General features: G+C 74.3%; 12 protein-coding genes and 1 riboswitch. Of the genes, 5 read left to right on the forward strand and 7 right to left on the reverse strand.

Annotated elements, in window-relative coordinates; translation table 11 throughout:
* Positions 1-181 precede the first annotated feature (181 nt).
* Positions 182-2,944: a cellulose binding domain-containing protein gene (locus TK50_RS22575; RefSeq protein WP_043966920.1), complete on the forward strand. Its 2,763-nt coding sequence runs from the start codon at positions 182-184 to the stop codon at positions 2,942-2,944.
* A gap of 138 nt (positions 2,945-3,082) precedes the next feature.
* Here TK50_RS22575 and TK50_RS22580 read toward each other — a convergent pair whose 3' ends face one another.
* Positions 3,083-3,490, reverse strand: coding sequence for a hypothetical protein (locus TK50_RS22580; protein ID WP_043966922.1), 408 nt, complete (start codon positions 3,488-3,490; stop codon positions 3,083-3,085).
* 158 nt (positions 3,491-3,648) lie between these two features.
* Positions 3,649-3,792 (reverse strand): hypothetical protein, encoded by a 144-nt coding sequence (locus TK50_RS34205; RefSeq protein WP_158229444.1) that lies wholly within the window; start codon positions 3,790-3,792, stop codon positions 3,649-3,651.
* Between the two features lie 340 nt (positions 3,793-4,132).
* Here TK50_RS34205 and TK50_RS22585 point away from each other — a divergent pair, with 340 nt between their 5' ends.
* Together TK50_RS22585 and TK50_RS22590 are read left to right on the forward strand one after the other, a co-directional pair.
* Positions 4,133-4,495, forward strand: a complete 363-nt coding sequence (locus TK50_RS22585) for an STAS domain-containing protein (protein ID WP_043966924.1) — start codon at positions 4,133-4,135, stop codon at positions 4,493-4,495.
* Positions 4,496-4,572: 77 nt separating this feature from the next.
* Complete coding sequence (locus TK50_RS22590; RefSeq protein ID WP_043966927.1) at positions 4,573-5,022, forward strand: SRPBCC family protein; 450 nt, start codon at positions 4,573-4,575, stop codon at positions 5,020-5,022.
* A 49-nt stretch (positions 5,023-5,071) separates the two neighbouring features.
* Here TK50_RS22590 and TK50_RS22595 read toward each other — a convergent pair whose 3' ends face one another.
* The 5 genes from TK50_RS22595 to TK50_RS22615 form a co-directional block, all read right to left on the reverse strand.
* Positions 5,072-6,142 carry a coiled-coil domain-containing protein gene (locus tag TK50_RS22595; protein WP_043966929.1) on the reverse strand — a complete coding sequence of 357 codons (1,071 nt, stop codon included), beginning with the start codon at positions 6,140-6,142 and terminating at the stop codon, positions 5,072-5,074.
* Between the two features lie 4 nt (positions 6,143-6,146).
* Positions 6,147-6,276: riboswitch (cyclic di-AMP (ydaO/yuaA leader) on the reverse strand.
* Between the two features lie 153 nt (positions 6,277-6,429).
* Positions 6,430-7,344, reverse strand: a complete 915-nt coding sequence (locus tag TK50_RS22600) for a cation diffusion facilitator family transporter (RefSeq protein WP_043969258.1) — start codon at positions 7,342-7,344, stop codon at positions 6,430-6,432.
* Between the two features lie 106 nt (positions 7,345-7,450).
* Positions 7,451-9,568, reverse strand: a complete 2,118-nt coding sequence (locus tag TK50_RS22605) for a HelD family protein (RefSeq protein ID WP_043966931.1) — start codon at positions 9,566-9,568, stop codon at positions 7,451-7,453.
* Positions 9,569-9,772: 204 nt separating this feature from the next.
* On the reverse strand, positions 9,773-10,696 hold the full coding sequence (locus TK50_RS22610; protein ID WP_043966933.1) for an alpha/beta fold hydrolase: 924 nt from the start codon (positions 10,694-10,696) through the stop codon (positions 9,773-9,775).
* Positions 10,697-10,955: 259 nt separating this feature from the next.
* Positions 10,956-11,285: a hypothetical protein gene (locus TK50_RS22615; RefSeq protein ID WP_043966935.1), complete on the reverse strand. Its 330-nt coding sequence runs from the start codon at positions 11,283-11,285 to the stop codon at positions 10,956-10,958.
* Between the two features lie 326 nt (positions 11,286-11,611).
* On the opposite strand from TK50_RS22615, the gene TK50_RS22620 reads away from it, so the two are divergent.
* Together TK50_RS22620 and TK50_RS22625 are read left to right on the forward strand one after the other, a co-directional pair.
* A complete protein-coding gene (locus TK50_RS22620; protein ID WP_043966937.1) occupies positions 11,612-12,103 on the forward strand; it encodes a DUF3145 domain-containing protein in 492 nt (163 codons plus the stop codon).
* A 105-nt stretch (positions 12,104-12,208) separates the two neighbouring features.
* Complete coding sequence (locus TK50_RS22625) at positions 12,209-13,945, forward strand: glycoside hydrolase family 3 protein (protein WP_043966939.1); 1,737 nt, start codon at positions 12,209-12,211, stop codon at positions 13,943-13,945.
* The last annotated feature ends 68 nt before the right edge of the window (positions 13,946-14,013 follow it).

Below are 14,013 nucleotides of genomic sequence, written 5' to 3' on the forward strand. Positions count from 1 at the left end.
CCTAACTCGGCCCGGGAGAGGTTACCGTGAATGCCTTCCTCGGCAGCGGGAGCCACGCGCGCCGGTGGGAAGCCAGGGCAGGCTTCCCGCGCCCCGACGTCGGGCCTGGGCACGGTCGTCCGTCGACCGCCGACGTCGTGCTCGTCCCACCACCACGGGCATCCCCGAGAGGAAACCGCAGATGCGGAGAGGTCTCGTCGGCGCGGTCACCACCGTGCTGGCCGCCGCCACGGCAGTCGTGGCCGTTCAGTTCACCGTCGCCCCGTCCACCGAGGCGGCCGCGGCCGCCTCGGAGCCGTACTCCTTCAAGAACGTACGGATCGACGGTGGCGGCTTCGTCCCCGGCATCGTCTACAACCCCACCGAGAAGAACCTGATCTACGCCCGCACCGACATCGGCGGACTGTACCGCTGGGAGCAGGCCAGCCAGTCCTGGACGCCGCTGCTGGACTGGGTCGGCGCGGACAAGTGGGGCTACAACGGCGTGGTCAGCGTCGCCACCGACCCGGTGCAGACCAACCGGGTGTACGCCGCCGTCGGCATGTACACCAACGACTGGGACCCGAACAAGGGCGCGATCCTGCGCTCGTCGGACAAGGGCGCGACCTGGCAGGTCACCGAGCTGCCGTTCAAGAACGGCGGCAACATGCCCGGCCGGGGCATGGGTGAGCGCCTCGCCGTCGACCCGAACAAGAACAGCACGATCTACTACGGCGCCGAGGGCGGCAACGGCCTGTGGCGCAGCACCGACTACGGCGCGACCTGGGCCAAGGTCGCCAACTTCCCCAACGTCGGCAACTACCAGGCCGACCCGAACGACACCACCGGCTACCAGAGCCAGAACCAGGGCCTGACCTGGGTGTCGTTCGACAAGAGCACGGGCACGGCCGGCAACACCACCCAGACGATCTACGTCGGCGTGGCCGACAAGGCCAACCCGGTCTACCGCAGCACCAACGGCGGCACCACCTGGGAGCGGATCCCCGGCCAGCCGACCGGCTACCTCGCCCACAAGGGCGTCGTGGACCCGGTGGGCGGCTACCTCTACATCGCCACCAGCGACACCGGCGGCCCGTACGACGGTGCCAAGGGCGACGTGTGGAAGTTCAACCGGGCCACCGGCGCGTGGACGCAGATCAGCCCGATCCCGTCGTCGAGCTCCGACGCGTACTTCGGCTACTCCGGCCTGACCATCGACCGGCAGAAGCCGAACACCCTCATGGTGGCCACCCAGATCTCCTGGTGGCCGGACGCGATCTTCTGGCGCAGCACCGACGGGGGCGCGACCTGGTCCCGGATCTGGGAGTTCACCAGCTACCCGGACCGCAGCAAGAAGTACACCATGGACATCTCCTCGGTGCCGTGGCTGACCTTCGGCACGAACCCGGCCCCGCCGGAGGAGACGCCGAAGCTGGGCTGGATGAACGAGTCGGTCGAGATCGACCCGCACGACTCCAACCGCTTCATGTACGGCACCGGCGCGACCATCTACGGCAGCACCGACCTGACCAAGTGGGACACCGGCGGCCAGCTCACCATCAAGCCGATGGTCAAGGGCCTGGAGGAGACCGCCGTGCTCGACCTGATCAGCCCGCCCACCGGGGCCCCGCTGGTCAGCGCGCTCGGCGACCTCGGCGGCTTCCGGCACACCGACCTCGACGCGGTGCCGGCGAAGATCTTCAGCCAGCCGGTCTTCACCAGCACCACCAGCATCGACTACGCCGAGACCAATCCGGCCGTGATGGTGCGGGCCGGCAACTTCACCGACGCCGACCGCCCCAACGACAGCCACGTCGCGTTCTCCACCGACGGCGGGGCCAACTGGTTCCAGGGCAGCGAGCCGGGCGGGATCAACAACGGCGGCACCGTCGCCGCGTCCGCCGACGGCAGCCAGTTCGTCTGGTCGCCCGGCGACGCCGGCCAGCAGGTCGTCCGCTCGGTCGGCTTCGGCAACTCGTGGACCGCGGCGACCGGGATCCCGGCCAACGCCGTCGTCGAGTCCGACCGGGTCAACAAGAACAAGTTCTACGGCTTCTCCGGCGGCAAGTTCTACGTCAGCACCAACGGCGGGGCGAGCTTCACCGCGTCGGCGGCCACCGGGCTGCCGAGCACCGGGAACGTCAAGTTCAAGGCGCTGCCCGGCAAGGAGGGCGAGATCTGGCTGGCCGGCGAGGGCGGGCTGTGGCGCTCGACCGACTCGGGGACCACCTTCGCCAAGCAGGCCGGCGTGTCGTCGGCGGTGAACGTGGGCTTCGGCAAGGCGGCCCCCGGGCAGACGTACCCGGCGCTGTTCGTCTTCGGCACCGTCGACGGGCAGGCCGGCCTGTTCCGGTCGGACAACACCGGCGCGGCCTGGGTCCGGATCAACGACGACAAGCACCAGTACGGCAACGCGGGCGAGGCCCTGACCGGTGACCCGCGCGTCTACGGGCGGGCCTACCTGGGCACCAACGGGCGGGGCATCATCGTCGCCGACCGGCTCGGCGGCGCCACGACCCCGCCGGCCACGACGCCCCCGGCGACCACCCCGCCGGCGACCACGCCGCCCGCGACGACGCCGCCGGCCACCACGCCTCCGGCGACCACGCCCCCGGCCACGACGCCGCCGGCCACCCCGACGGGTACGCCCGTGCCGGCCGGGGCCTGCTCGGCGACGTACAAGGTGACCACCTCCTGGTCCGGCGGCTTCCAGGGCGAGGTGACCGTGAAGAACAACAGCGGCTCGGCGAAGAGCTCCTGGAGCGTGGTCTGGAACTTCCCCGGCGGCCAGCAGATCACCCAGCTCTGGGGCGGCACCTACACCCAGACCGGCGCGCAGGTCGTGGTGCGGGACGCGGGCTGGAACGGGACGCTGCCCGTCGGCGGCAGCACCACCTTCGGCTTCGTGGCCAGCGGGACCGGAGCCAACTCGACCCCGGCGATCCTGACCTGCACGGCCAACTGACCGCACACTGACCGCCCCGCGCGGTCCCGAAACGCCGGGCCGGCCTCCCCGCACGGAGGCCGGCCCGGTTCGCGTCTCGAAGGGCCGGCGACGGCCGGCCGGGGATGCTCAGCCCTCCAGGGCCCAGCCGCCCAGGGCTCAGCCGTCCAGGCCGACCGGGGAGTTGGGTCGGTCGACGTCGACGAACTCGATCTCCTCGACGTCGCGCTCGCCCCGCCGCCCGGCGGCCCGCGCCGCCGAACCGGCGGCCCAGCCGATCGCCGCGCCGGCCAGGGCGGCCCCGATCAGCAGCGCCCAGGGCAGGGCGGGCCGGCGACCGGCGAGCGCGTCGAAGGCCAGCACCGCCCGGCGGCGCGCCTCGTCGGCCGCGGAGCCGACCAGGTCACCCGCCTCGTCGGCGAGGCCCGAGCCGCTGCGCCGGGCGGAGCGGGCGGTGTCGCGAACGCTGTCCCCGGCCGAGACGACGGCGGAGGCCAGGTGCTGCCACGCCTGGTCCGCGATCCGCTCGGGCTTGCTGCGGCGCTCCAGCAGGTTGGTTCCGAACATCGTGCTACCTCCTCGGGTGCCGAAGCTTGCGGCCACTTCGGACTGCGGCGTGGGTCCGGTGGGCGGTCGCCCGGGCGTTGCCCCGGCGCGGTCCGCCCACCGGGGCAGTGCCCCACCCGGCGCCGCCGCAAACCCCCCGGCGCGCGCCGGCCGTGCCCTCAGCGTACGGACACCACCGCCGCGCCCCGGGCGAAGTCGTCGTCGTCATCGTCATCGTCGTCCCCGGCGCCGCCGAAGCCGCAGGCCAGCATGAGTGCGAGCAGCGCGCCGACGCCGGCCAGGCCGGCCAGTCTCCGGATCATGGGTGGTCCCTTCCGAGCTACGGGTGTGGACGTCGCCGATGCTAGGCGGGGCGGGCAACGGTGGCGGGTCCCGCCCGTGGCGGCCGGGTGGGCACACGCCCGGGGTGCGGGGTGCGCGCAAAGGTCGGAGGGGACCGCTACCCTGGGTCGGCGACACCGGCCCCCGGGCTGGTCGTCCGGCAAACAGGATCTGAAAAGTCCGGATAAGGGCAACGTGTTTTGCCCTGATCCACGAATTGCTCATCCCGAGGGGTGGCGACCGAGGCCATCGGAGGAATACTCTCGGTCGCGGCCCGCGTACTGATGAGGCGCCCGTCAACGGGCGAGTGGAGGTGCTCGCGTGAGCCTGTCGATCGTGAAGTCGGTTCTTTCCGGTGGTGTCATCGAGATCGCCCCGCGCGGTGAGATCGACGTCGACACCGCGTACGAGGTGCGTGAAGCCATCGCCGAGGTGCTCACCAAGGGGCGGCCCGCCCGCATCGAGCTGAACATGCGTCTCGTCACCTTCATCGACTCGGTCGGCATCAGCGCGATGGTGGCCGGCTTCCAGACCGCCGAGGTCAGCGGGGTGAAGCTGGTCGTCACCGAGCCGAGCCGCTTCGTGCACCGGCAGCTCTGGGTGACCGGCCTGCTCGGGCTCTTCGGTGCCCCGGAGCCCTACCTCGCGGGCACGGCCACCCCCGAGGTGCTGCCGGGCGCCTGACGCGGCTGCCGGCGCTGGTCCACGTGCCGGGGCCTCCGACCCTTCCCCCACGCCCCCGGGTGGGGGACGATCGACGGATGCCCCGGCGCGACAGCTTCCAGTACTCGGTCCAGGCCCGCTGCTCGCGGGCGGAGGCGGTGGCGCTGCTCAGCGATCCCGCCCGGCAGACCGAGCTGCATCCGTTGATCACGCGGGTGCGCCGGCTGTCGCCCCGACCGGGCGCACTGGCCAGCTACGCGATCACCGACCAGCTCGCCGCCGGGCCGGTGCGCTTCGGCGTGACGTACCAGGCGGACGTGCTGGTGGTGACCGACGACGAGATCGTCACGGTGGCCCGGCAGCGGCCGGCCACGACGGTGCGTAACCACACGCGGCTGCGCGACGAGCCGGACGGCCTCGTCCGCGTCGATGTGGAGATCACCCTGGTCGCACCGACGCCGCTGTTCGCGTACGCCTTCCGGCAGGCCCGCTCGGCGCACCTCGGGCTGGCCCGCCGGCTCGGCGAGGTGCTCGGCCGGGCGGCGTAGCGCCCCGGCGACCGTCCCGTCGGGGGAGGGCCGCCGGGGCGGTCGCGGGTCAGATCACCGACAGGTGCACGTGGTTGGTGTGGTCGCTGGACGGGTCCCCGTTTCCGCCGCTGTACGCCTTCCAGCCGCTGCTGGGCAGCCAGATCTGCTTGAACCAGATCACGTACAGCACGGCGAGCCGGTCGGCGTTGCGCACGAAGTACGCGGCCAGGTTGTTGCCGTAGGTGCGGTCCCCGCCGCTGGCCACGCCGCCGAAGCCGCCCTTCTGCGCGGCGAAGTCGCAGGCCCGGCCCTTCGGGTGCTCGCCTGAGCCGCCGGGCCGGTAGCAGGAGACGTACCGGGTGAAGCCGGCGGCCTTGGCCTGGTTGAGCGCGTGCAGGGTGCGCGGGGTGATGCAGCCGTTGGCGGGGGTGGGGTCGTTGACGCTGCACGACTCCGCCGGCCAGGAGCCGTCGGAGTTGCGCTTCGCGGGGGTGGCGTTCGCGCTGGAGGTGCCGCCTGGGCTGGACCCGCCGCCGCTGCTGCTGGCCTTGTTGTTGGCCACGGTGAGGGCCCGCTCGGCCTGCTCCTTGCGCTTGCCCATCAGCGCGACCTGCTTGCGCTGCTCGCGGATCTCGCCGTCGAGGGCCTGCCGGGTCTTCGTCGCCTCGTCCCGGGTGGTCAGCAGCTCGCGCAGCGCCCGGTCCTCGTTCGCGGCGATCGTGTCGAGCGCGGCGGCCCGGTCCAGGAACCCCTCGGGGGAGCTGCTGTCGAGCAGCACCGAGGCGGCGGTGAGCCGGCCCTTCTTGTACGCCACCCCGGCGATCTCGCCGACCTTGGCGCCGCGGGTGACCAGCTCGGCCTCGACCGTCTTGAGCTGGCCGCCGAGCTGCTGCTGCCGCTTCACCGACCGGTCGAGGGCGGTCTTGGCCTCCAGGTAGCCCTTGCTCGCCGCCTCGAGCTGGGCGCGCAGGGCGGGCGTGCCGCCCTCCTCGTCGTCGCCGGGTGCGGCGAGCAGGCCGACGGGCGGCGCGGCCCCGGCCGGCGTCACCGGCGCGACCCCGAGGCCGACGGCGAGCGTCAGCACCAGCGCCGCCGCCACCCGGGCGGCGAGCCTTCCTACAGGTGCCACTACTGGCATATGCGTGTCCTTCCGTCAGCCGCCGACCGGGTTAGCTGACGGGTTCGGGACGGAAGATCCCTACCGCTGGAGCGGATGCACCCCACAAACATGGTTCCCCGGCTCGCCCGCAGGCGATTAGGCGGCGGCCACCACAGGCGCCGGAGGGCGCCGCCCGGCGATGGCCGGGGCCGAGCCTACCGGTGCGCGTGGGACCAGCGCTGCTTCCGTGACGGAGGGTACGCGGATGAAACCTGTCAAGTCAGTCATTCGGCCACGAATGTCGCGAAAATTGATGAGCCTCGGTCTCACCAGCCGGCCGGCCCGCAGCCGTCGCGGGCGGCTCCCGGCTCGACCTGCAGGGTGGCGTGCTCGATGTGGAAGTCCTCGTGCAGGGCGGTGCGGGCGGCGGTCAGCACCGCGCCGACCTCCGCGCCGGGCGCCATGGTCAGGTGGGCCGAGGCGACCTCCATGCCGGAGGTCAGCGTCCAGACGTGCAGGTCGTGCACCTCGACCACGCCGGGCACGGCGGCCAGCCGGTCGTGCACGGCGGTCACCTGGAGGTGCTCCGGCGCGGCCTGCACCAGGATGCGCACCGCGGCCCGCCCGAGCCGCCAGGTGCGGGGCAGGATGAACACGCCGATCGCGACGGCCACCGCCGGGTCCGCCCACCACCAGCCGGTGGCCATGATCAGCGCCGCCGCGCCGATCACGCCGACCGACCCGAGCAGGTCGCCCAGCACCTCCAGGTACGCCCCGCGCAGGTTGATGCTCTCCTTCGCCCCGCTGCGCAGCAGGGCGAACGCGGCGACGTTGGCGAGCAGGCCCAGCACCGCCACCACGAGCATCGGGCCGGTGGTGACCTCGGGCGGGTCGCCGAAGCGGCGGACGGCCTCGACGAGGACGTAGACGGCGACGCCGCTGAGCAGCAGGGCGTTGCCGAGCGCGGCGAGCACCTCCAGCCGGTAGAGCCCGAACGTGCGCTGCGGGTCGGCGGTGGCCCGGCGGGTGGCGGTGATCGCGGCGAGCGCCATGCCGATGCCGAGCACGTCGGTGAACATGTGCCCGGCGTCGGAGAGCAGCGCCAGCGAGCCGGTGCCGAGCGCGGTCACCGCCTCGACGATCATCAGCGCGGCGAGCAGCGCGAACGCCGCCCAGAGTCGACCCGAGTGGCGGTCCGCCGCGTTCGCCGCCCCGTGGTGGTGGTCATGACCTGCGCCCACGCCCACACCCTCCGTCCGTGATCCCCGCCCGGCCCAATCTATGCTCACATCGCAATATGTGCAAGTGATCGACAGCGGTCCGGCCGGGGAACGGCCGGGCGCCGGATCAGCCCGTGGGTTCGACGGTGACGAGGCGCTGGGTCGCCCGGGACAGCGCCACGTACAGCGTCCGCACGCCCGACCCCGGGTCGGCCCGGATCTCGCCCGGGGCGACCAGCACCACCCCGTCGTACTCCATGCCCTTGGCCTGGAGGCTGGTCACCACCTGCAGGCGCGGCGCCGCCCGGCCCGCCAGCCAGCCCGCCACCTCGTCGCGGCGCGGCACCGGCGTGATCACCCCGACCGTGCCCTCCACCTCGCCGAGCAGGTCGCCGACCGCCGCGACGGTCGCCGCCGCCAGTTCGGCCGCCGGCACGGTCAGCTCGACCGGGGCCACGCCGGTGGACCGCACCGCGCGGGGCAGCGCCAGGTCCGGGTAGAGCCGGCGGATCTCCGCCTCCGCCACCGCGAAGATCTCCGCCGAGTTGCGGTAGTTGGTGGTCAGCTCGAACTGGTGCCGCCGGCGGCGGCCCAGCGCCGCGTCCCGGGCCCGGGTCAGCTCCTCCGGGTCCCCCGTCCACGCGGTCTGCGCCGGGTCGCCCACCACCGTCCAGGACGCCAACCGGCCACGCCGGCCGATCATCCGCCACTGCATCGGCGACACGTCCTGCGCCTCGTCGACCACCACGTGCGCGAAGTCGCGGTAGTCCTCGGGCCGCTCCCGGGCCGCCTCCCGCGCCGCGCGCTGCCGGTCGGCATGCGTGCTCAGCTCGCGTACGCCCCCGGCGAGCTGGAACGGGTCGCGCCTCGCCCGCTTCGGCTGCAGCGGCTTGCCCAGCAGCGCGTCCAGCTCGTCGAGCAGGGCGACGTCGGCGATCGTGAGCCCCTCGACGTCCAGCGCCCGGTACGCCTCGACGAGCAGGCCGACCTCCGCCCGGGACAGCACCCCGGCGGCGTACCGCCGCAGCCGGTCGGGGCGGGCCAGCCAGCCCAGCACGTGCCGGGGGTGCAGCCGCGGCCACCACGCCTTGAGGAACTCGCGGAACTCGGGCCGCTCGGCGATCTCGTCCTCGAACGCGCGCTGCTCCGGCAGCCGGCCGATGCCCAGCCGCCGGGCCTGCGCCCACAGCGCCGCGAACACCCCGTCGAAGCCCGCCCGGCGCGACTCGTTGCGGCGGGCACCCCGGCCCAGCGCCCGGTCCCGGATGCCGTCGAGCTCTCGGCGGTCGAGCCGCAGCAGCTCACCCCGGTAGAGCAGGCGCAACTCGCCAGGCCCGCCCGGCACCGCGTCCCGCACCGCCCGCTCCAGCACCCGGCGCATCCGCAGGGAACCCTTCACCGCCGCCACCTCCGGCGGGTCGGTGCGCGTCGCGCCCATCCCCGGGAACATCGACCCCAGCGAGCGCAACGTCGCCGTCTCCTCGCCCAGCGACGGCAGCACCGAGGCGATGTACTCCACGAACACCGCCGACGGGCCCACCACCAGGATGCCGCCGCCCGCGTAGCGGCTGCGGTCGGAATAGAGCAGGTACGCCGCCCGGTGCAGGGCCACCGCCGTCTTGCCCGTGCCCGGCCCGCCCGAGACGATCGTGACCCCGGAGGCGGGGGAGCGGATCGCCTCGTCCTGCTCGCGCTGGATGGTGGCCACGATGTCCCGCATCCCCCGGCCCGTGGCCCGGGACAGGGTCGCCAGCAGCCCGCCGTCGCCCACCACCGCCATGTCCGGCGGTGCCGCCGCCGGATCCAGCAGGTCGTCCTCGATCCGGGTCACCCGCTCCGCCGACGAGGAGATCGTGCGCCGCCGCACCACGCCCAGCGGCTGGGCGGGCGTCGCCTGGTAGAAGGCGGCGGCGGCCGGGGCCCGCCAGTCCACGACCAGGGTCTCGGCGTCCTCGCCGCGCACCCCGAGCCGCCCCACGTGCAGCACCTGCCCCTCGCGCAGGTCCAGCCGGCCGAAGACCAGCCCCTCGTGCTCGGCGTCGAGCACGTGCCGGCGCTGGGCGGCGTGGAAGACCATCGCGTCCCGCTCGACGAGCGCCCCGAAGTTGCCCACCCGGGCCAGGCGGTAGCCGTCCTTCTCGGCCTGCGCGGCAAAGTGGCGCAGCTCGGCGAGGCGGGCGTACACCCGGTCGAGGTGCCGCTGCTCGGCGGCGATCTCCTGCTCCAGGGTCGTGCGGTCGGTCAACGTACGGGCTCCTCGCAGACGGCGGCGTCGGCCGCGCCAGGGGCGCGGCGGCGCGCCGGGGTGACCGGGTGAGGGTACGGCCAGCAGCCGACGGCTTCGCGGGGCCATGCCGCCGCCGCGATCCACCCCACGTCCCGGGCGGCCGGCGCGGGTCCCCCGGTCGGCGCCGCCGCGGCCCCGGTCAGGCCCCGTCGGGGCCCCCGGTCAGCGCGGCGCGGACGCCTCCGGCGCGCCCGCCAGCACCCGGCCCAGCACCCCGGCCAGGGCCGCGTTCACCTGCTCGGGCCGCTCCATCATCAGCATGTGCCCGGCGCCCGGGCAGACCGTCAGCTCCGTCGCCGGCAGGGCCGCCGCGATCGACTCGGCGCACGGCGGCGGGGTGAGCCGGTCCCGGTCGCCGACCAGCGCCGCCGCCGGCAGGTGGGCCAGCGCCGCGAGGGTGTCCAGCCGGTGCTGGGCCCCGATCGACGCCCGGAACCCGCCGATCGAGCGCAGCGTGGCCCGGGCCACCGCCGAGGTGACCAGCCGGATGTCGGTCGGGTCGCAGCGGTCGCCGAAGAGCATCCAGCGGATGCTGGGCCGCAGGGCGCGCAGCAGCGCCCGGGGCGGACGCCACGCGCCGCAGCGGGCCAGCACCCCCGCGCCCGTGGTCTCGGCCAGCCGGATCAGCCGGGCGATGCGGGGGGAGAGGCCGTACACGGTGTGGGTGTGCCCCTCGGCGGTGGTCGAGACGAACACCAGCCCCGCCGTGCGGGCGGCGAAGTGGCCGGGGTGCCGGTGCGCGTACTCCATGATCGTCATGCCGCCCATCGAGTGCCCGACCAGCACCACCGGCCCGGCGGGCGCGACGGCGTCGAGCACGGCGGCCAGGTCGTCGCCGAGCTGGGCCAGGGTGGCGGTGCGCAGCGCCATGCAGCCGGACCGGCCGTGCCCCCGGGCGTCGTACGTGACCACCCGGACCCGGTCGCCGAACCGCTCGCGCAGCTCGGCGAGCTGCCGGTGCCAGCTGCGCCCGTCCAGCGTCCAGCCGTGCAGCAGGACGGCGGTGACGTCGGCGTCGGCCGGCCCGGACGTCTCGACGTGCAGGCGCACGTCGTCCGTGAGCCGCACCTCCACGTGTTCCGGCATCGCCGCCTCCCCTCGGGCCGCCACGGAAACTTCACCGCCGGGTGACCCGGCGGTAACACCGGCTACCCGCCATGACACCACGCCAACCCTGTGCAAGGAAGGGCCCCTTCTTGACGCCTGGGGTGAAGAAGGGTCCCCTGCTCACCTTCGACGGCCCGGAGCGGGGGCGGGGCGCAGACGGCGAACCGCCCGCCGGGTGGCCCGGCGGGCGGTTCGAGGTGGCGCAGGTGAAGCGGTCGAGCAGGTGTCGCGGGCGGGCTCAGCCGCCGAAGACACCGGCCTCGGCGAGGCGCTTCTCGGTGGCGTCCCAGCCGTGGTCGGGGTGGGCGGCCGCGAGGCTGTTCAGCTCGGCCCGGATCTTGGCGGCGTGGCCGGCGGCGGCCAGCGTCCGGATCTCCTCGACGAAGGCGTCGGAGTCGGTGCGCAGGTGCGCGGTCTTGCCGTTGGTCAGGTTCCGCACGTAGGCGTGCTTGCCGCCGTTGAGCGGGATCAGGTACTTGAACTCGCCCAGCACGCTGAGGGCCCCACCCTGGCCAGCCTGGCCGGCCCGGACTGACGCGCGCGCGGTCTTAGAGGTGTTGCTCGCCACGGAGGTACTCCTTGGAGACGTACGGGAGGACGGGGAACGTCCGGGGGCTGTGACGGGTGACGCCCGGGAAGAGCCTCGGCCCGCCGAAGATGTGCGCGGCACAAGCCGCCGAGAGAACTGTACACGACCACGATGCCTGGCTGGTCACCGCGACTGTCGTCAGGGCACAACCGAGGCCACCGGCCCGGCATTCCGTCCCCGTCCGGGGCGGCGAATTTTCCGATTCCCTGGCGCACCATCCGCCCCACCAGTCATCATGTGTTCCAACAGCCACTCGGGTGTCGAGGTCGTAGGGGAAGACGCACCTCGCTCTCCGGGAGGTCACCGTGCCAACGCGTGGCGTCGTATACGTCCACTCGACCCCGCTCGCCGTGTGCTCACACGTCGAGTGGGCGATCGCGCGCGTCCTTGCCGCGCCGGTCAACCTGCAGTGGACGGCCCAGCCCGTCGATCCCGGCGCCCGCCGGGCCGAGTGCGGGTGGACCGGTCGCCCGGGGACGGGCGCCGAGCTGGCTGCTGCCCTCCGGCAGTGGCCCATGATCCGTTTCGAGGTGACCGAGGAACCGAGCGCGGGCGTCGACGGCGAACGCTTCATGTACGTTCCGGGGCGGGGCCTGTTCCGGGCCACCGTCGGCGCGGCCGGCGACATCCAGCTCGGCGAGGACCGGCTGCGCGGCATCATGGCCGCCGCGCGGGCCCCCGAGGCCCTCGCGCACGCGCTCGACAAGGCGCTCGGCACCGCCTGGGACGCCGAGCTTGAGCCCTACCGCTACGCGGGCGACGGCGCCCCGGTGACGCTGCTCACCCGCGTCGGCTGAGCGCCGCCCCGGCCACCTCCCCACCCGGACGCGGCCGGCGACCTCCGGTCCCGGCGCGGCGGCTTGACCGGGCCGAGTTGCCCCGATAAGGGGTGAACTGGTGGGATGGACCGCGTGTCGAACTCCCCGCGACGTGCCGGCGTCGCGCTCGCCGCCCTGACCGCCGTGCTGCTCACCGGGTGCACGGGGGAGCCGGACCGGCCCCGCCCCGCCCCGTCGGCCAGCCCCGCCGCGGCCGACCCGACCCCGTCGGGCGCGCCGACCGCGACCGCCGACCCGGCCGCCCGCGCCGCCGCCCTGGTCGGCACCCTCGCCGACGAGGACCTGGTCGGCCAGGTCCTCATGCCCTACGCGTACGGCGACAACGCCACGAAGGTCTCCACCGGCTCCGCCGCCGGCAACCGGGCCCTCGCCGGGGTGGACACCCCGGCCGAGATGGTGGCGAAGTACCGGCTGGGCGGGCTCATCCTGGTCGGCTTCAGCGCCGACGACCCGACCTCCGGCAACCAGGAGACCACCAACGTCGACAACCCGCAGCAGGTCCGCGAGCTGACCACCGGCCTGCGCGACGCGGCCGGGAAGCTGCCCGCCGGCGCGGCCCCGCTGCTGATCGGCACCGACCAGGAGTACGGGGTGGTCACCCGGATCACCGACGGGGTCACCCTGCTGCCCAGCCCGCTGGCCGCCGGAGCGGCCGGGGACCCGGCGCTGACCGAGGCCGCCTGGCGGGCCGCCGGCCAGGAGCTGGCCGCGATGGGGATCAACCTCGACTTCGCCCCCGTCGCCGACGTGCTGGTCACCCGCAGCACGGTGATCGGCTCCCGGTCGTTCGGCGCGGACCCGAAGCGCGCCTCGGCCCAGGTGGCCGGCGCGGTGCGCGGGTTGCAGGGCGCCGGGGTGGCGGCCAGCGTCAAGCACTTCCCGGGCCACGGCCTCAGCGCCGCCGACTCCCACGAGGAGCTGCCGGTGGTCGGCCAGAGCCGCAAGGTCCTCGACTCCACGGCGTTCCCGCCGTTCTCCGCCGGCATCGACGCCGGTGCCCTCGCCGTGATGTCCGCCCACCTCGACGTCACCGCCGTCGACCCGGGCACCCCGGCGACGTTCTCCCACAAGCTCCTCACCGGCGTGCTGCGCGGCCAGCTCGGCTTCAAGGGCGTGGTGATCACCGACGGCATGAACATGGCCCCCGCCAAGCGCTGGTCGCCGGGGGAGGCGGCGGTGCGGGCGCTCAAGGCCGGCAACGACCTGATCCTGATGCCGCCCAACGTCACCCAGGCGTACGACGGGCTGCTCGCCGCCCTGCGCGACGGCTCGCTGCCCCGGGCCCGGCTGGTCGAGGCGGTGACCCGGGTGCTGACCATGAAGTTCACCCTGGCCGGCACGCCCGCCCCGGCGATGTCCACGCTGAACGACCCGGAGCACCGCAGGGCCGCCGAGGCGCTCGCCGCCGGCGCGGTCACCGTGCTGCGCGGCTCCTGCACGAAGGGGGTCGCCGCCCCCGTCACGGTCACCTCCTCCGGCGGCCGGGAGAAGACCCGCGACCTGCTGACGCAGGCGCTCACCGCCGCCGGGGTGAAGGTGGCGCCGAGCGGCGGCACCCGGGTGCACCTCGTCGGGTACGGCGACGGAAGCGGCGACCTCGCCGCCGACGCGGCGGTGACCGTCGCGATGGACACCCCGTACGTGCTGGCGAAGGCGAAGTCGCCGACGCTGCTGGCGACGTACTCCTCCAGCGCCGCGTCGATGACCGCGCTGGCGAACGTGCTCGCGGGCCGGGCCCGCCCGACCGGCCGCTCCCCGGTGCCGGTGTCGGGGCTGCCCGCGACGACCTGCGGAAACTGACCCGGGCCGGCGGTCGCAGGTCGGCGCGCGCGGGCCTTGCGGGCCGGGCCCGGCTGGTAGCGTGCGGC

This window comes from Micromonospora haikouensis (genome assembly GCF_000876225.1).
Lineage (GTDB): Bacteria > Actinomycetota > Actinomycetes > Mycobacteriales > Micromonosporaceae > Micromonospora > Micromonospora haikouensis.

Bases quoted from the DNA above. Each gene is read 5' to 3' on its own strand.
- TK50_RS22580 (WP_043966922.1), bottom strand. From the start codon at position 3,490: ATGTTCGGAACCAACCTGCTGGAGCGCCGCAGCAAGCCCGAGCGGATC.
- TK50_RS22610 (WP_043966933.1), bottom strand. From the start codon at position 10,696: ATGCCGGAACACGTGGAGGTGCGGCTCACGGACGACGTGCGCCTGCAC.
- TK50_RS34205 (WP_158229444.1), bottom strand. From the start codon at position 3,792: ATGATCCGGAGACTGGCCGGCCTGGCCGGCGTCGGCGCGCTGCTCGCA.
- TK50_RS22575 (WP_043966920.1), top strand. From the start codon at position 182: ATGCGGAGAGGTCTCGTCGGCGCGGTCACCACCGTGCTGGCCGCCGCC.
- TK50_RS22595 (WP_043966929.1), bottom strand. From the start codon at position 6,142: ATGCCAGTAGTGGCACCTGTAGGAAGGCTCGCCGCCCGGGTGGCGGCG.
- TK50_RS22590 (WP_043966927.1), top strand. From the start codon at position 4,573: ATGCCCCGGCGCGACAGCTTCCAGTACTCGGTCCAGGCCCGCTGCTCG.
- TK50_RS22625 (WP_043966939.1), top strand. From the start codon at position 12,209: ATGGACCGCGTGTCGAACTCCCCGCGACGTGCCGGCGTCGCGCTCGCC.